The sequence below is a fragment of the Thermoanaerobaculia bacterium genome (assembly GCA_035717485.1).
Taxonomy (GTDB): Bacteria; Acidobacteriota; Thermoanaerobaculia; order UBA5066; family DATFVB01; genus DATFVB01.
On sequence record DASTIQ010000071.1, the window covers coordinates 1 to 17125 of the forward strand.

The following is a 17125-nucleotide window of genomic DNA, read 5'->3' on the forward strand; positions in this document are numbered from 1 at the left end:
CCTGCTCCGCAGCCTGGTTCGCCTCACGGCGGTCGATCCCGGCTTCGCCCCCGGCCATGCCGTCGCGTTCCAGGTCTCTCTTCCCGAAACGCGCTACCGGCAGCCGGCGGCGCGCACCGCGTTCGCGCGCGAGCTCGAATCGAGAATTGCCGCGATCCCGGACGTCGTCGCGGTCGGCAGAGTCACCCGGCTGCCGCTGATGGCCTCGGCCAACAACATCACGACGTTCCTGTCCGTGGAAGGCCGGCCCCTTCCTCCCGCGGAGCGCCCCGAGATCGACTTTCGCCGGGCCAGCACGGGGTATTTCGCCGCGATGCGCATCCCGATCCTCGAAGGCCGGCTCGTGACCGAGGCGGAGATCGCCGCGGGCGCGCGCAACGTCGTCGTCAACGGAGCCTTTGCGCGCCGGTTCTTCCCGGGGGAGAGCGCCGTCGGCCGGAGGATCTCGACCGCGACCGCGAGCGGCGAGGGCGACTGGCAGACGATCGTCGGGGTCGTGGGGGACGTGCGGCATCTGGGCCTCGCCACTCCCCCGCGGCCCGAGGTCTATTACCACGTCGACACGTCTCCGCCGACGGGGCCCGTGTTCGTCGTGCGGTCCGGAGGGGACGCTCGCGCGCTTCCGGGAGAGATCCGTGCGGCCGTGTCCGCGCTCGACCGGGAGGTCCCGATCACCAACGTCGCGAGGCTGGACGATCTCGTCGGCGAATCCGCCGCGCCCCGCCGAATCGCGCTCGAGATCCTCGGGGCGTTCGCGCTCCTCGCCGTGCTGCTCGCGGGCGTGGGCGTCTACGGCGTGATCAGCTTCTCGTCCGCCCAGCGGACGCGGGAGATCGGCGTGCGCATCGCCGTCGGCGCATCGCCGTCGTCGATCGTGCGCCTCGTCGTCGCCGACGCCGCCCGCCCGGCTGCCGTGGGCATCGTCCTCGGGCTGGTCGGCGCGATCGCGGCGACGCGGCTCGTCTCTCCGCTCCTCTATGCGGTCTCGCCGCGCGATCCGCTCACGTTCGCCGCCGTCGCCGCCGCGCTCGCGGCGACGGCGCTCGCGGCGGCGGCGCTCCCCGCGCGGCGCGCCGCGCGCCTCGATCCGTCCCGAAGCCTGAGACAGGAGTGATCATGGGAATCGCCCAGGACTTCCGGTTCGCTGCGCGCCTCCTGCGAAAGAGTCCCGGTTTCGCGGCGGTCTCGATCGCCGTTCTGGCTCTCGGCATCGGCGGGAACGCCGCGATTTTCACCCTCGTCAACCGCGTGATGCTCCGGCCTCTTCCCTATCCCGAGCCGGAGCGTCTGATGGCCCTTTCCCTGACGGCGAGCGGGCGCGGGATGAAGAACCTCGCGGCGTCGGACGCGCTCCCCTGGTCGTTTCCCAAGTTCCGGATGCTTCGCGAGATCGACCGCGATTTCGAGCGCCTCGCCGCGTTCGGCGAGGACGCGCTGAACCTCGCCGGGACGGGCGAGCCGGAGCGCGTCCGCGTCGAATATGCCAGCGGCGACTACTTTCCGATGCTGGGCGTTCGCGCGCAGGCGGGGCGCCTCCTCTCTCCCACGGACGATTCGGCGGGGGCCGCTCCGGCGGCGCTGCTGGCGGACGGGCTCGCGCGCCGGCGATTCGGATCGCCGGCCGCCGCCGTCGGCCGGATCGTTTCGCTGAACGGGATTCCGGTGACCGTTGTCGGCGTCGCCGCGCCCGGGTTCTCCGGCTTGGGCGGCGCGGCCGCGTTGTGGGTACCTCTCGCGCTCGCTCCGCGCCTGCTCTATCCCTCCGCGCTCGCCGAGGCGGGCGACCACTGGCTCGACGTCGTCGGGCGGCGGCGCGCCGGCGTGACGGACTCCGCGGCGCTCGCCGAGATCTCCGCCGCCGGCCTCCGAATCGCCGAAGCGTTCCCCGTTCCCGCCCGATTCAACGACGGGAGCGTGTGGGGCGCGCGCGCCGTACCGCTCGGAGAGGCCCGGAAGGACCCGTGGGTTCGCCGCGCGCTGACGATCCTCCTCGCGGCCATCGGCGCCGTTCTGCTCCTCGCCTGCGGCAACCTCGCCGCGCTCCTCGTCGCCCGGGGCGCGGCACGGCGCCACGAAATCGCCGTCCGGCTCTCCCTCGGTGCCACCGCGGGCCGGATCCGCCGCCAGCTCCTCGCGGAGAGCCTGCTGCTCGCCGGCGCCGGCGGGGCGCTCGGCCTGGAAATCGCCCTCTGGGGAAGCCGCGCACTCGTCGCGTTCGCCCCGTCCCGTCCCGGCGAGACCGGTCTCTCGGCAGGCGAGCTCCTCGACCTCTCGCGCGCCGCCGTCGACCTGCGCGTGGTCGCCTTCACCGCCGCGCTCGCGCTCGCGACGGGGGTCCTCTTCGGTCTGGTCCCGGCGTGGAGAGCGTCGCGAGGGATGCCCGGAGAATTTCTCCGCGATTCTTCGGCGCGCGGCTCGCGCCGTTTCGGCAAGGGACGGTCGGCGGTCGTCGCGGCCGAAATCGGCCTCGCGTTGACTCTCGTCCTCGGCGCGGGCCTCCTGGCCCGGAGCTTCGGCGCGCTTTCGCGGGTCCCGCTCGGTTTCGAACCGGCGCACGTGATCGCGTTCTCGATCAAGCCGCCGGAAACCGCGCTGGACGAGAAGAGCACGCCTCCCTTCCATGCGGCGCTGCTCGCGAGGATCTCCGCGATCCCCGGCGTCCGGGACGCCGGCATCGACCTGTGCGCTCCCCTGTCGGGAAGGTGCAACCGCACCGGGATCCGCCAGCTCGACGGCGCCCGCCACGCGCCCGGGACGCTTCCGCCGATCGGAATTCACTTCGTGAGCACCGGATACTTCTCGACGCTGTCGATCCCGCTTCGCGCCGGCCGGCCGTTCACCGCGGCGGATCGGGCGGGCGCGCCGCGCGTCGTCATCGTCAACGAGACCGCGGCTCGCCGTCTCTGGCCGGACGGACGCGCGGTCGGCCGCCGGATCGGCCTCGGACAGGGCGGATTCGAGGACGGAGAGCAGGCGGAGGTCGTCGGCGTCGTCGCCGACGTCCGCTACGGCGGGGTCGACGCGCCCCCGACGCTCGACGCCTACATCCCCGATCTCCAGTACGCTTTCGGCGCCTCGACGATCTTCGTGCGGTTCACGGGAAACCCCGCGGGCGCGGTACCGGCGCTTCGCGCCGCCGTTCGATCGGTCGCTCCCGATCTTCCCATCGACGACGTCCGGACGCTCGGCGCCCGCGTCGCCGACGCCCTCTCCTCCGCCCGATTCGCTGCCGCGCTGCTGGGGGGATTCGCGCTGTTCGCGACGGCTCTCGCCGCGCTCGGCATCTATGGGCTGCTCGCGCAGGCCGCTTCGGAACGGTCGCGGGAGATCGGCATTCGTCTCGCTCTCGGGGCGACGCCGCGGACGGTCCTCGCGATGATGCTTCGCTGGTCGGCGGCGGTCACGGCCGCCGGGATCGCGGGAGGCGCCATCCTCTTCGCGCTCGTCTCGAGGACGCTCGGAGCCCTCCTCTTCGGCGTCCGGCCCGGCGACCCGTCGACCGTCGCCGTGGTCGGCGGCTTCGTCGCGGCGGTCGCGATCGGCGCGAGTCTCCTTCCGGCCGCGAGGGCGGCGAAAACCGACCCGGTCCGGGCCCTGAGGGACGAATGAGGGCCCACGTGACCTTTCGGCGGGCGTCGCGTCTCCCGTTCGAAGGGCGTTTTCGCCCGAACGAGGTGAACCGATGAGGTCATTCGCCAGCAACATCCGTTTCGCTTTCCGCCTGCTCCGGCGAGCCCCCGGCTTCGCGCTGGCCGTGATCGCCGTCCTCGCCCTCGGGATCGCCGCCGCGGCCGCGCTCTTCTCGGTCGTCGACGCCGCGATCCTGCGCCCCCTCCCGTTCTTCGAGCCGGACCGCCTCGTCGCCGTCGTCTCCGCGGACCGCGCTCACCACTTCCGCGGGGCGTCGTCGCCTCCCGATCTGGTCGACTTCCGGGCGTCGGTTCCCGCGCTCTCCGACGTCGCCGCGACGATGCCGTGGACTCCGGCCGCGACCGGAGGCGGGGAGCCGGAGAGGCTCCGCGGTCTTCTCGTCTCCGCGAACTTCTTCTCGATGCTCGGCGTCCGCGCCGCGACAGGGCGCACCTTCCACCCCGGAGAGGAGTCTCCGGGCCGGGAGCGGGTCGTCGTCGTCGGAGATGCGCTCTGGCGGAGGCGCTATGGCGCCGACTCCCGCCTCGTCGGGCACTCGATTCTCCTGAACGGCGATCCTTACACGGTGATCGGGATCGCGCCGCCCGGGTTCCGCTGGGGAAGAGCCTACGGCCGGAACGGCGCCTCCGAGGTCTGGGCACCGTTCGCGCTCACGCCGGAGCGCCTCGCCGCCGGCGAGCGGGGAGACGAGTATCTCGACCTCGTCGGGAGGATCCGCCCGGGCATCTCGCTCTCGGCCGCCCAGGCGCAGGTGGACGCTCTCATCCGCCGGTTCCAGCGCGACTATCCGGCGCAGTTCCCCCCCGGCAGCTCCGTCGTCACGACGCTCGTGCCGCTGCAGCGCGACCTCGTCGGCGACACCCGAAGGCCTCTCTGGATCCTCTTCGGGGCCGTCGGCTTCCTTCTCCTGATCGCCTGCACCAACGCCGCTGGACTCCTCCTCGCCCGCGCCGCGCAGCGGAAGGGCGAGATCGCGATCCGGGTCTCGCTCGGCGCCTCGCGAGGCAGGCTCTTCGTCCAGCTCCTGGCCGAAAGCGTCGTCGTCACCCTCCTCTCGGCCGGCGCCGGCGTCGCGGGGGCATGGGCGCTCCTGCGCCTCGGCACCCGCCGTCTGCCGGAGGACTTCCCCGGGGTCTCCGCCGTCGCGATCGACTTCCGGGGCCTCCTCTTCGTCCTCGCCGTCGCGGCGGTAACCTCGGTCGTCTTCGGCCTCGTCCCGCTCGCCGGCGCCGGAAGGGCCGACCTGCGGAGGAAGATCGACGAAGGCCGGGGCGCCGGTTCGCGGAGCGAGGGCCGTCTCCGGCGCGGCCTCGTCGCCGCGCAGCTCGGCCTCGCCGGCCTCCTCCTCGTCGGGGCGACGCTCCTCGCGATCAGCCTCGCCCGCGTCCTGCGCGTCGATCCCGGCTTCGAGGCCCGGCACGTGATCACGGGCGACCTCTCCCTTCCCCGTTCCCGGTATCCGGACGCGTCCCGCCGCGAGATCTTCCGGAACGCCGCGATCGCCCGCCTCGAGGCGACCCCGGGCGTCCGGCGGGCCGGAGCGGTCTCGATCCTCCCGCTCGGGAGGAACGAGAACAGCGGCACGTTCGACATCGAAGGGAGGCCGGATCTGTCCGGGAACCGGCAGGCCCACGCGGAGAGCTGGGCCGCGACGCCGGGATACTTCGACGCCATGCGGATCGCGCTCCTGAGGGGACGCCTCTTCAACGCCGGCGACACCGCGTCATCCCTGCCGGTCGCGCTCGTCGACGATGCCCTGGCTCGGACCTATTTCGGCGCAGAAGACCCGGTCGGCCGCCGGATCGACTTCGAAGGAGGCGACCGGGAGAGGAAGTGGCGCGTCGTGGTCGGCGTGGTGCGCACGGTCCGCGCCCGATCGCTCGACGACGAGCCCCGCCCGTCGTTCTATGTCCCTTTCTCGCAGTCCCACGAACCGATCCTGACGCTCGTGGCGCGGGTCGAGGGGAATCCCGCGTCCTTCGCCGGGACCCTCCGCGCCGCGGTCGCCGCCGCCGACCCCGACCAGCCGCTCGGGACCGTCGCGCCGCTCGAGGAGCTCGTGTCGGAGTCGGTCTCGCAGCGCCGGCTCGCGGCGGCACTCCTCGCCGCGTTCGCGCTCGCCGCGCTGCTGCTCGCCGCCGTCGGCCTCTACGGGGTGCTCGCATTCTCGGTCGCGCGCCGGAAACGCGAGATCGGAGTGCGAATGGCGCTCGGAGCCCTTCCTTCCGCGATCGCCGGACTGGTCCTGCGGGAGAGCGCGAGAATGATCGTCGCCGGTCTCGCCGGAGGTCTCGTCGCCGCCTTCGTCCTGACCCGGTTCCTTTCCAGCCTGCTCTTCGGGGTCGCCGCGATCGATCCGGCCGCCTTCGGCGGCGTCGCCGCGGCCCTCGGCGCCGCCGGTCTCCTCGCGAGCTTTCTCCCCGCCCGCCGCGCCGCCCGCATCCCTCCGATGGAGGCGCTCCGGGATGAGTAGGATCGCCCTCGCCGCCGACCTTCGCGACGCCGCCCGCCGACTGCGATCCTCGCCGGGTTTCACGGCGACGATTCTCCTGATCTTCGCTGTCGGCCTCGGCACGACGACGGCCGTCTTCGCCATCGTGCATGCGCAACTCCTCCGGCCGCTGCCGTTCGCCCATCCCGACCGGCTCGTCTCTCTGTCGGAGACCTCACCGAGCGAACACAACGACCGATACGAGGTGTCGCTTCCCAATCTCGAGGACTGGCGGGCGGCCGACCGCGATTTCGAAGCGATGGCCTATTACGTCGAAGACGAAGTCACCGTACCTTCCGGGGATCGCGCACTCCGTCTGCCGAGCGCCGAAGTCTCGGCGGAATTCTTCCGGACACTGGGAGTCGCGCCGGAAATCGGTTCCGCGTTCCGGGGGGGAGCCGGCGCCTCGGGAACGGTCGTCGTGAGCCATCGATTCTGGCGGGATCGCCTCGCCGGGCGCACCGACGTCGTCGGAAGAGACCTCCATGCCGGCGGCGAATCGCGGACGATCGTCGGCGTGATGCCGGCTTCCTTCGACTTCCCCTCCGAGAACACCGACCTCTGGACCCCGCTCGTCGTCGAACCATGGATGCGCAACCGCTCGGTTCACGTTTTCCGCGCGATCGCGCGGCTGAAAGAGGGCGTCGCGGCCACGCGGGCGAACGCCCACCTTTCGCGCGTAGCCGCGCAGGTTCGGCAACGCGACCGTGGCGCGGACCCGGATCACGGCGCGGCAGTCCGGTCTCTTCGCGAGGCCATCGTCGGGCCGGTCCGCTCGGGGCTCTGGGCCCTGGCCGGAGCGGTTCTCCTCGTCTGGCTGATCGCCTGTGCCGATCTCGCTTCGATGCTCCTCACGCGCGCCGCGCGCCGGAAGCGGGAAATCGCCATCCGGCGCGCGTTGGGAGCGAGTCGCTGGCGGCTCGCGGCCGCAATGGCGACGGAAGGAACGTTGATCGGGGGGCTCGGCGGCACCGCCGCGTACTTTGCGTTCGTCTGGAGCGCTCGCGCCGTTTCCTCGCTGCTTCCGCCCGGACTTCCTCACGGCCCGGTCGTGAGCGGCGGACCCGCGGCGCTCTCGTTCTCGCTCGCCGTCGGACTCGCGTCGGGAGTCGTCCTCGCCATCGCTCCCGCGATCCTCCTGCTGCGCCACGGCCGTCTTCTTCCTGGCCGGGATGCCGACACCGCCCGCCCGGAGCGATCCCTGGTCGACGTGCTGGTGATCACGCAGACCGCTCTCTGCATGGTCCTGATGACGGGCGCGGCGCTGCTCGGGCGCAGCTTTCTCCGTCTCGCCTCCGTCGACCCCGGCTTTCGAGAAGAACGCCTGCTGACCATGAAGCTTGATCTCGGCGACGCCGGCTGGCGCACGCGCTCGGAGCTGCGCGCCTTCGCTTCCGAGCTCGAGCGGAGGACCGGCACCGTCCCGGGAATCGTCTCCGCGAGCGCGACCAGCCGCCTCCCGGTCAGCGGAGGAGACTCCCAAGGAGATCTGACCGTCGAGGGGAGGAGTGTCTCGGGTGCACCGCCTCCCGCGAGCTTCCGGCGGATCCTTCCCGGCTACTTCCGAACCATGGGGATTCCGATCGTCCGCGGGCGCGACTTCGACGGACGGGACGCCGGAACGCCGATGGTCGCGATCGTCAACGCCTCCCTCGCCGCCCGCTGCTGGCCGGGCATGGACCCTCTCGGGCGTCGCATCAAGGTCGGGCCGGCGGAGCGCGAACCGTGGCTGACGGTCGTCGGCGTCGTCGGAGACGTTCTCAACGGCGGGCTCGCCGACGGCGTCCGGCTTGCGACCTACGAGCCCTTCACGCAGCGGCCGACGGAGACGTTGTCGCTCGTCGCCCGGGTCGATCGCGGGTCCGAGGCGTCGGTCGCGGCGGTCGTCCGCGCGGTACGCGCCGTCGATCCGCGAATCGCGGTCTACGACGTCGCCTGGATGAAGGAGAGGATCCGGCAGGTCCTCGCGCCGCGCCGCACGTATACCGTCGCGACCGGTTTCTTCGCCGGCGCGACTCTCCTCCTCGCGGCGCTCGGTCTCTTCGGGCTTCTCTCCTCCGCCGTCAACGCCCGCACGCGCGAGATCGGCGTGCGCGTCGCCGTCGGAGCCCGGGCGGCCGATATCCGGGGGCTCGTCCTTCGCTGGGGCGGCCGGCGTCTCGCGGCGGGGATCGCCGTCGGCGCGCCCGCTTCCGCCGCGGCTGCCGAAGTCCTGGCTCGCCGCGTGCCCGGGTCGCTCTTCGGCATCTCCCCGAGCGACGGCGCGACGTTCGCGTCGGTCACGGGACTCCTCGCGCTCGTCGGTCTTGCCGCGGCCCTCGTCCCCGCCCGCCGGGCGGCGCGAATCGATCCGATGGAAGCGCTTCGGACGGAATAGACTCCGTCGATCGCCACGAAAGGAACACGATGATCGAACTCTCCCGCGTCGAAAAGTTCTATCCCACGGGACCGTCGAAGACCTGGGTCCTCCGCCAGATCGACCTCCGGATCGACGAAGGCGAATTCGTCTCGATCATGGGACCGTCCGGCTCCGGAAAGACGACGCTCCTTTCGATCATGGGGATGCTCGACGCCGACTGGTCGGGGGAATACCGGTTCCTCGGCGAGCCGATCCACGAGATGAAACCGAAGCAACGGGCGGAGATCGCCAAGAAGAACGTCGGCTTCGTCTTTCAGCAGTATCACCTCCTGGACAACCTGACCGTCCGCGAGAACCTGGACGTCCCCCTCTCCTACCGGAACGTGAAGGGCTCGGAACGGGCCGCGATGGTCGCCGACATGCTCGACCGGTTCCAGATCGTCGGGAAAAAGGACCTCTTCCCGACGCAGCTCTCCGGGGGACAGCAGCAGCTCGTCGGCGTCGCGCGGGCGCTGATCGCGAATCCGAAGCTGATTCTCGCCGACGAGCCGACGGGGAACCTCCACTCCGACCAGGGGCGCGAGATCATGGAGCTCTTCAAGAGGCTGAATGCGGCGGGCACGACGATCGTGCAGGTCACGCACTCGGAGACGAACGCCGCGTACGGGAACCGGATCGTGAGGCTCAGGGACGGCTGGCTCGTCAAATGAGGCCGGTGCGGACCGGACGCGCCGCCGTGCGGACGCGAAAGCCCGGCCTTCGTCATCGGTCGAAGGATCCGCTTCGCGGGCTCTCCGCGCGAGCGTCCCGGGTCACCGCTCCCCGCTGCTAAGCTAGCGCCCCATGCGGCCATCGCCTCCCGCGCGAATCCTCGTCGCCGACGACCAGCCGGACGTGCTGGAGGCCCTGCGTCTCCTCCTGAAGACGGAGCGCTACGCGACGGAGACGGCTCCCTCTCCGGCCGCCGTCCTCGACGCGGTCCGGCGGCGCGAGTACGACGCGCTCCTGATGGACCTGAACTACGCGCGGGACACGACCTCCGGGCAGGAAGGTCTGGACCTCCTCAGCCGGCTGCGCGAGATCGACGACCATCTCCCGGTGATCGTCATGACGGCGTGGGGGTCGATCGACCTCGCCGTCGAGGCGATGCGCCGCGGCGCCCGGGATTTCATCCAGAAGCCGTGGGACAACGCGCGCCTCCTCGCGACGGTCCGAACCCAGGTGGAGCTCGGCGCCGCGCTCCGCCGCGGACGGCGCCTGGAGGCGGAGAACCGCGTTCTCCGCGAGATCGCCCCGTCGTTCATCGCCGACTCCCCCGCGATGCAGCCGGTCCTTCAGATGATCGCCCGGGTCGGTCCGACCGACGCGAACGTCCTCGTCACGGGCGAGAGCGGCACCGGGAAGGGCCTGGTCGCGCAGGCGCTCCATGCCGCGTCGCCGCGCGCCGCGGGTCCGTTCGTCGCGATCAACATGGGGGGCCTGCCGGAGGGCGTCTTCGAGAGCGAGCTCTTCGGCCACGTACGCGGCGCCTTCACCGACGCGAAAGCCGATCGCATCGGCCGGTTCGAGCTCGCGGCCGGGGGGACTCTGTTCCAGGACGAGATCGCGAACCTGACGCTCGCGCAGCAGGCGCGGCTCCTCCGGGTGATCGAAACCGGCGAATTCGAGGCGGTCGGTTCCTCGCGCACCCGGAAGGTCGACGTCCGGATCATCTCGGCGACCAACGCCGACCTGCGGACGGAAGTCGCGGCCGGACGGTTCCGGCAGGACCTCCTCTTCCGGCTGAACACCGTCGAGATTCCCCTTCCCCCGCTCCGGGAAAGACGAGACGACCTTCCGGCGCTGGCGGAGCAGTTCCTGCGGCAGCACGCCGGCAAGCACCGGAAGCCGGCCGTCGGTTTCGGCCCGGCCGCGCTCGAGACGATGCGCGCCTACGCCTGGCCCGGCAACGTCCGCGAGCTCGAGCACGTCGTGGAACGCGCCGTGCTCATGGCGGAGGGACGGGAGATCCGCGCCGCGGATCTCGGGCTCTCTCCGGCGAGCGCGCCCGCGACGGCCGTCGAGGAAATGAGCCTCGAAGAGGTGGAGACGCTCCTCATCCGGAAGGCGCTCGCGCGCTTCGACGGGAACGTGAGCCGGGCGGCGGAATTCCTCGGCCTTTCCCGCAGCGCGTTGTACCGCCGCCTCCAGCGGTACGGTCTGTGACCGGAGGCGCCGCCGCGCCGTGAGCCGCCGGAAACTCAGCCACGAATCGCAGGTCCTCCGGCTGGCGCTCGCGGCGGGGCTCCCCGCGCTCCTCGCGTGCGTCGTGCTCCTCTGGCTCGACCGGACGGACCCGCGGCTCTCGATTCCGCTGATCGCGATCCTGACGGCGCTCTGGCTCGGGTTCGCGTTCGCGGTCCGCGAGCGGGTCGTCCGGTCGCTCCAGACCGTCGCGAACCTGATCGGCGGCCTCCGGGAGAGCGACTATTCCCTCCGCGGGAGGGAGCTCGGCGGGGACGACGCGATGGGAGACGTCGTCTGGGAGATCAACCAGCTGACGGAGATCCTGCAGCAGCAGAGATTCGGCGCGATCGAGTCCGCGGCGCTGCTGAAGGCGGTCATGACGAAGATCGAGATCGCGATCTTCGCGTTCGACGACGAGGAACGCGTGCGCATCGCCAACCGCGCCGGCGAGCGGCTCCTCGGCGCGCCGATGGACCGCCTGCTCGGGCGGACGGCGGCCGATCTCGGCGTCGCCGACTGGCTCACCGGGGCGCCCGCGAAGACCATCCAGGGGCCGATCGCCGGCCGGTCGGGGCGCTGGGCCGTCCGGCGCTCGGTGTTCCGGGAACGAGGACGCCCCCAGCAGCTCGTCGTCGTGGCCGATCTCCAGCAGGCGCTCCGGGAGGAGGAGCGCCAGGCCTGGCAGCGGATCATCCGCGTCCTCGGGCACGAGCTCAACAACTCGCTCGCGCCGATCCAGTCGATCGCGGAGAGCCTCCAGGGAATCGTCGCGCACGGCGACCGGCCCGAGGACTGGGAATCGGACCTTCGCCGCGGCCTCCAGGTGATCGGCGCGCGCGCCGCCGCGCTCTCCCGGTTCATGGACGGCTACCGGCAGCTCGCCCGTCTTCCCGCGCCGCAGCCGCGTCCGGTCGTCCTGGAGGAGCTCGCGCGCCGGGTTGCCGGCCTCGAAACGCGCGTGCGGGTGGAAATCCGCAGCGGGCCGCCCGTCGTCCTCGACGCCGACGCCGATCAGATCGAGCAGCTCCTCATCAACGTGATCCGGAACGCGGCGGACGCCGCCCTCGAAACCGGGGGGGGCGTCGTGCTCTCGTGGCGCGACCACCCCGACGAGGTCGAGATCACGGTGACCGACGGCGGACCCGGTCTCGCGAACACCGCCAACCTCTTCGTCCCTTTCTTCACCACGAAGCCGGGGGGCTCCGGGATCGGCCTCTCGCTCTCGCGCCAGATCGCCGAGGCGCACGGCGGATCGCTGTCTCTCGAGAACCGGCGCGACGCGAAAGGATGCGTGGCGAGGCTGGTCCTGCCGCTGAGGGGCGCCGCGGGCGACTGACGCGGCCTTCGTGCTCCTGGATTCGTGTATTGTCCGAGGGAGAACCCTCGCGCTCGGGCGACTGGGCCGTCAGCGGCCCCCGGCTTCGAGGTACGGCGAGGCGTGAGCCCGATCGCGTCGTTCGGCTACGAACCGCCTTCGACGTCGATCCGCCGCAGCCCCGGCGAAGGCGGTGAGATGCGGGTCGCCCGAGGCCTACCCGCGCGTGTGTCGCCGGCTCTCGCGGGCCGCACCCGCCTTAGTAGTAAGGTTCCCAGATCCAGAAAATCATCTCGCTGATCCGGGCCGCCAGTCCCCGGTGCTCCCACTTCTGGCGCGTCACCTGCCGGCAGCGCTTCCAGTCGTCCTCGAACATCGCCGTGACTTCGGCGGCGAAGCCCCGGTCGTAGAAGGCGAGGCTCTCCTCGGCGTTCTTCCCCATCGAGCGCTGGTCGAAATTGATCGAGCCGATCGTCGAGAAGACGCCGTCGACCACGAAGGTCTTGTTGTGCATCATGGTCGGCTGGTATTCGTAGATCTGGATTCCCGCATCCAGCAGGGGCCCGTAATGCAGCCGCGAGGCGAGACGCACCATCGGAAGGTCGATGTTCGTTCCCGGAACCATCACGCGGACGTCGACGCCCCGCTTTTTGGCGCGGATCAGGGCGTTGCGGGTCTGCTTGTCCGGCAGGAAATAGGCGTTCTGAATGAGGATGGACCGCCGCGCCGCCTGGATCGCCATGTAATAGAGCTCTTTCGGGACCGAGGACGCGTCGCCGCGAGACGCCTTGATCGCCTCGACCTCGATGTTCCCGCGAGGCGCGACCTTCGGGTAGAACTTGTCCCCCGCGAGGATCTCCCCGGTCGTGTACGTCCAGTCCTCGGCGAAGATCGCCTGCATCTGCGGGACCACCGGCCCCTCCACGCGAACCTGGGTGTCGCGCCATTCCTTCGTGTTCCGCGCGTCGCCGAGCCAGCGCTCGTCGATCCCGAGGCCGCCGGTGTAGCCGACGTCGCCGTCGACGATGAGGAGCTTGCGATGAGTGCGTTTTCCGATCTTGTAGATCGAAAAGAGCCGGATCGGCCTGTAGACGCGGACCTTGACGCCCGCCTGCTTGAGCGGCTCCTCGAGATCGCCGAGCTTGCTCCCGTAATCGTCGATCAGGAACCGGACCTCGACCCCGCGTTTCGCGGCGTCGATCATCGCGGCGGCGAACTGCCGTCCCGCATCGTCCGGCTGGAAAATGTAGGTCTCGAGATCGACGCTCACTTTCGCGTTCCGGATGTCGCCGGTCATCGCGGGAAAGATCTGGTCGCCGTTCTTCAGGATCCGGGCCGCATTCCCGCCGACCATGTTGCTGCTCAGCGTGTCGAGCGATCGACGGAACTGCGGGTCCGAGACGCCGAAGTCGGGAACGAAATGGTAGATTTCCCGCTTTTCGGAAGCGAGCACGCTGTGCGTCACCGTGCAGCGAAGCTGGAGCGCCGCCGCGAGGACGACGGTCGCGGCCAGAACCCGGCGGCGGGCGGAAAGCGTCACGGCCGGCGGGACACCGCTTCGGCCGTCGCGCGGGCGCCGCGAGAGGCTCCGTCCGCTTCCCAGAGGAGCGGGCGCGGGCCGGCGTCGCGGGCGACGCGAGTTTCGGAGCGGGCCAGTCCGGCGCGTCGTGAGCTCTTCGGCGCGCCGCTGACGAGCACGGCGATGCCACCGACGAGGAAAAAAGCTCCGATGAGCGCGCAGAGGGTCTTCACGGTTGTCTCCTGACACCGCTACGGAATGCAGGAACGGTGCCACGGATCGAGGAGACGAGATCGGCGGTCAGGATGGGCGGCGCGGCGGGAAGGGACCGCGAAAGGCGTCGCGGTAGAGCGTCGCCGACGGGACGTCGTCTTCGTTCCCGACGATCGCGACGACGTCGAAGCGGCAAGCGCGTCCGTGCAGGCGGCGGCGAGCGAGGTACCACTCCGCCGCCCGGGCGATCCGTCTCTGTTTCTCGGGAGTGACGGCCGCCGCCGGATGTCCCGCGACCGGCCCGCGCCGCCATTTCACCTCGACGAAGCAGAGCAGGTCCGCCTCCTCCGCGATCACGTCGAGCTCGCCGGCCGGAGTGCGGAAGTTCCGTTCGCGGATTCGAAAACCGTTCCGCCGGAGGAACGAGACGGCGAGGGACTCGCCCCGCTCTCCCGACGCGCGGGTCGCGACGGGCTTCCGTTCGGCCGCCGGCCCCGGCGCGAGCGCCCGGCGCAGCCGGGCGGCGAGCGAAGCCCACGTTCCACGGAGCGTCACGGCCCGATTATCCCCCGCCCATTCTCCCGGAGCTTCCGGGATAAACTGCGCGCGCTTGACACCGTTCTCCCTCTTCGGCGCCTCGCGGCGCGCGCTCGCGGAGGCCGTTTCCCGGGCCGTTGCGGAGGCCTTCGGAACACCCCCGGCCGCGGTCGAGCTCGAACGGCCGGCCAATGCCGCCCACGGCGATTACTCGACGACCGTCGCCTTCGATCTGGCGAAGGCGCTGCGCCGGCCGCCGCGCGAGATCGCGGCCCGGCTCGCGGAAACGATCGTGCTCCCGCCCGGAGTCGCGCAGGCGCGGGTGGAGGGCGCGGGCTACGTGAACTTCCGCCTCGACCGTCCGAGCTTCATCGCGCGCTTCCTCGCCGAAGCTCCGGAGGACGCCGCCGGAACGGGAGCCGGCGACAAGGTGATCGTCGAGCACACGAACATCAATCCGAACAAGGCGGCCCACATCGGCCACCTGCGCAACGCGATCCTCGGCGACACGCTCGTCCGATGCCTCCGCGCCTCCGGGACTCCCGTCGAAGTCCAGAACTACATCGACGACACCGGCGTCCAGGTCGCCGACGTGGTCGTCGGCTTCTGGGACCTCCGCCAGTGGAGCCTCGACCGGATCCGCGCGGCGATCGCGGACCCGGCGAGCGCGGGGGCGCACTATCGCGCGTTCGGCGACGTCTGCTGGGACGTCTACGCGGAGGTCGGCCGCTGGTACGAGTCGGACGTCTCGACGAAGGGCCTTCGGAACGAAACCCTCCACGCGATGGAGGAGGGCGGCAACGCGCGCTCCGCCGCCGCCGCGATGATCTCGGAGGCGGTCGTGCGGGAGCACGTCGCGACCATGGGGCGCCTCGGCGTCGCCTACGATCTCCTCCCCCGCGAGTCCGACATCCTCGCGAAGCACTTCTGGACCCGGGCATTCGATCTCCTCAAAGGACGCGCCGCCATCGCGCTCGAAACCGAGGGGAAGCACGCGGGGTGCTGGGTGATGCGGCTCACGCACTCGGAGGAATTCGCGGGCCTCGAGGAACCGGACAAGATCCTGGTCCGGAGCAACGGGACCGTCACCTACACCGGGAAGGACATCGCCTACCAGCTCTGGAAATTCGGGAAGCTCGGCCTCGATTTCGACTACGCGCCGTTCGCTCCCGACTGGAACGCGGGGCGCGGCGCGGGGGAATCGATCCCGGCCGACGTGCGTTCCCACCCCGTCTGGCGGACGGAAACCGGCGCGTCGGGCGAGCATCCCTCATTCGGCGGCGCGACGCGGGTGGTCAATGTGATCGACCAGCGGCAGTCGTATCCCCAGAAGGTCGTCCGCGAAGGGCTCCTCGCGCTCGGCTTCGAGGCCGAGGCGAACCGGTCGATCCATTTCGCCTACGAGATGGTCGCGATGACGCCGAAGTCGGTCGCGCGGCTCGCGGAGGAGTTCGGGGACGAGTACCGTCTCACGGACGACGATCGCGGAAAGGCGTTCGTCGAGATGTCGGGCCGAAAGGGCCTCGGCGTCAAGGCGAACGACCTGCTCGAGCTGCTGGTCCGCGAAGCGCGGAAACGCGCCGTCGGGAACGAACTCGAAGCGCCTCCATCAGACGGCGCCTGGTTGTCCATTCCCGAGGCGATCGCGGTGGGCGCGCTTCGTTACTTCATGCTCAAGTTCGGCCGCAACAAGGTGATCGCCTTCGACTTCGACGAGGCGCTCAATTTTGAGGGGGACAGCGGCCCCTATCTCCAGTACTCGTCCGTCCGCGTCGAGAACATCCTGCGGAAGCTCCGCGACCGCAGACTTCCCGCGGACGTCGACGCCGCGGCGCTCGGCGAGGAGGCGTGGGAGGACGATCTCTGGGAGATTTTCGTCGAGACCGCGCGGATCGACGAGGTCGTCGCGCGCGCGGTCGAAACCCTCGAGATCGCGGCCGTCGCGCGCCACGCCTACGCGCTCGCCCAGGCGTTCTCGCGCTTCTACCACCGGCATCCGATCGCGTCGGAAGAGGACGCCCGGGTGCGGAACCGCCGGCTCGCCGCGGCCCTCGCGTTCCGGGCCGGGCTCGCGCGCCTGTTATCCCTTCTCGGAATTCCGTCGCCGGAAAAGATGTGACAGCACGCCCGGCGCCCGCGGGGATGCGAAGCGGGCGAGCATCGGGGCCGTCGCGAGCAGCACTTTTCCGATCTTCCAGCCGCTCCGGACCTTCGTCCAGCGCATCAGGACCGCGGCGCCGAGCAGGAAGAGCCCTCCCCACTTGAGGGAGGCGCCCGCCGTTTCGACCCCCGCGACGGTTTCCGAGGAGATCCGGGCGGTCGCGCTCTCGAGCTCCCGCCACGAAGCGCCGAGGCGGACGCGTTCGCGATCGCCGGCCGCGACGAGATCTTCGAGATCGGCCTTCACGATTCCGGCCCCGTGAAAGCGTCGAAATCCCGGCGGAGCTCCTCCGCGGTGCGAGGGAACGAAGGACCCGCCATTCCCCGCCACGCCACGACGGCCAGACCGGCGGCCGCCAGCACGCACACGCCGAACACGGCGAAGATGGCCCCGACGAGCGTTCCCCACCAGGCATAGAGCGCGGCCACGAGTCCCGCGACGAGCAGGGCGGACGCGAGCACCGTCAGCGTCAGCGCGACGACGAGCATCACGACGCGGAGGGCGGTTCCCTTCGCCCACGCCCCCGCCTCGCGGCGGAACATCTGCCATCGGAGGGAGGCGAGCGATCGGGCCGAGCGGGCGAATGCCGCAGCGGCGCGTTTCCAGTGACCCCAGCTTCCGGACGCCGGTTCCGGCGTCTCCGGTTCTTCCAC

Annotated in this window: 13 protein-coding genes; 8 read left to right on the forward strand and 5 right to left on the reverse strand. The window is 71.0% G+C overall.

The window, feature by feature from the left end; genetic code table 11:
- The 7 genes from VFS34_03625 to VFS34_03655 form a co-directional block, all read left to right on the forward strand.
- Nucleotides 1-1114, forward strand: a 1114-nt coding sequence (locus VFS34_03625) for an FtsX-like permease family protein (GenBank protein ID HET9793529.1), incomplete at its 5' end; no start/stop codon positions are given.
- Between the two features lie 2 nt (nt 1115-1116).
- Nucleotides 1117-3609, forward strand: a complete 2493-nt coding sequence (locus VFS34_03630; protein HET9793530.1) for an ABC transporter permease — start codon at nt 1117-1119, stop codon at nt 3607-3609.
- A 73-nt stretch (nt 3610-3682) separates the two neighbouring features.
- Nucleotides 3683-6124, forward strand: a complete 2442-nt coding sequence (locus VFS34_03635) for an ABC transporter permease (GenBank protein ID HET9793531.1) — start codon at nt 3683-3685, stop codon at nt 6122-6124.
- Nucleotides 6117-8519 carry an ABC transporter permease gene (locus VFS34_03640; GenBank protein HET9793532.1) on the forward strand — a complete coding sequence of 801 codons (2403 nt, stop codon included), beginning with the start codon at nt 6117-6119 and terminating at the stop codon, nt 8517-8519. The genes VFS34_03635 and VFS34_03640 overlap by 8 nt, the downstream gene beginning before the upstream one ends.
- 29 nt (nt 8520-8548) lie before the next feature.
- A complete protein-coding gene (locus VFS34_03645; GenBank protein ID HET9793533.1) occupies nt 8549-9211 on the forward strand; it encodes an ABC transporter ATP-binding protein in 663 nt (220 codons plus the stop codon).
- Between the two features lie 133 nt (nt 9212-9344).
- A complete protein-coding gene (locus tag VFS34_03650; protein ID HET9793534.1) occupies nt 9345-10706 on the forward strand; it encodes a sigma-54 dependent transcriptional regulator in 1362 nt (453 codons plus the stop codon).
- 19 nt (nt 10707-10725) lie between these two features.
- Nucleotides 10726-12063: an ATP-binding protein gene (locus VFS34_03655; protein HET9793535.1), complete on the forward strand. Its 1338-nt coding sequence runs from the start codon at nt 10726-10728 to the stop codon at nt 12061-12063.
- A 238-nt stretch (nt 12064-12301) separates the two neighbouring features.
- Here VFS34_03655 and VFS34_03660 read toward each other — a convergent pair whose 3' ends face one another.
- From VFS34_03660 to VFS34_03670, 3 genes are all read right to left on the reverse strand, one after another.
- Complete coding sequence (locus VFS34_03660) at nt 12302-13582, reverse strand: phospholipase D-like domain-containing protein (GenBank protein ID HET9793536.1); 1281 nt, start codon at nt 13580-13582, stop codon at nt 12302-12304.
- A complete protein-coding gene (locus VFS34_03665; GenBank protein ID HET9793537.1) occupies nt 13579-13794 on the reverse strand; it encodes a hypothetical protein in 216 nt (71 codons plus the stop codon). The genes VFS34_03660 and VFS34_03665 overlap by 4 nt, the downstream gene beginning before the upstream one ends.
- Before the next feature lie 67 nt (nt 13795-13861).
- Nucleotides 13862-14329, reverse strand: coding sequence for a YraN family protein (locus VFS34_03670; protein HET9793538.1), 468 nt, complete (start codon nt 14327-14329; stop codon nt 13862-13864).
- A 55-nt stretch (nt 14330-14384) separates the two neighbouring features.
- Here VFS34_03670 and argS point away from each other — a divergent pair, with 55 nt between their 5' ends.
- Nucleotides 14385-16430 carry an arginine--tRNA ligase gene (gene argS / locus VFS34_03675; GenBank protein HET9793539.1) on the forward strand — a complete coding sequence of 682 codons (2046 nt, stop codon included), beginning with the start codon at nt 14385-14387 and terminating at the stop codon, nt 16428-16430.
- Here the strand turns inward: argS and VFS34_03680 are convergent.
- Together VFS34_03680 and VFS34_03685 are read right to left on the reverse strand one after the other, a co-directional pair.
- Nucleotides 16392-16718 carry a hypothetical protein gene (locus VFS34_03680; protein ID HET9793540.1) on the reverse strand — a complete coding sequence of 109 codons (327 nt, stop codon included), beginning with the start codon at nt 16716-16718 and terminating at the stop codon, nt 16392-16394. The genes argS and VFS34_03680 overlap by 39 nt on opposite strands.
- Nucleotides 16715-17125 carry a phage holin family protein gene (locus tag VFS34_03685; GenBank protein ID HET9793541.1) on the reverse strand — a complete coding sequence of 137 codons (411 nt, stop codon included), beginning with the start codon at nt 17123-17125 and terminating at the stop codon, nt 16715-16717. The genes VFS34_03680 and VFS34_03685 overlap by 4 nt, the downstream gene beginning before the upstream one ends.

What these genes read in the sequence shown, in the direction of transcription:
- VFS34_03640 (HET9793532.1), top strand. Translation starts at nt 6,117, where the DNA reads ATGAGTAGGATCGCCCTCGCCGCCGACCTTCGCGACGCCGCCCGCCGA.
- VFS34_03650 (HET9793534.1), top strand. Translation starts at nt 9,345, where the DNA reads ATGCGGCCATCGCCTCCCGCGCGAATCCTCGTCGCCGACGACCAGCCG.
- VFS34_03630 (HET9793530.1), top strand. Translation starts at nt 1,117, where the DNA reads ATGGGAATCGCCCAGGACTTCCGGTTCGCTGCGCGCCTCCTGCGAAAG.
- VFS34_03645 (HET9793533.1), top strand. Translation starts at nt 8,549, where the DNA reads ATGATCGAACTCTCCCGCGTCGAAAAGTTCTATCCCACGGGACCGTCG.
- VFS34_03635 (HET9793531.1), top strand. Translation starts at nt 3,683, where the DNA reads ATGAGGTCATTCGCCAGCAACATCCGTTTCGCTTTCCGCCTGCTCCGG.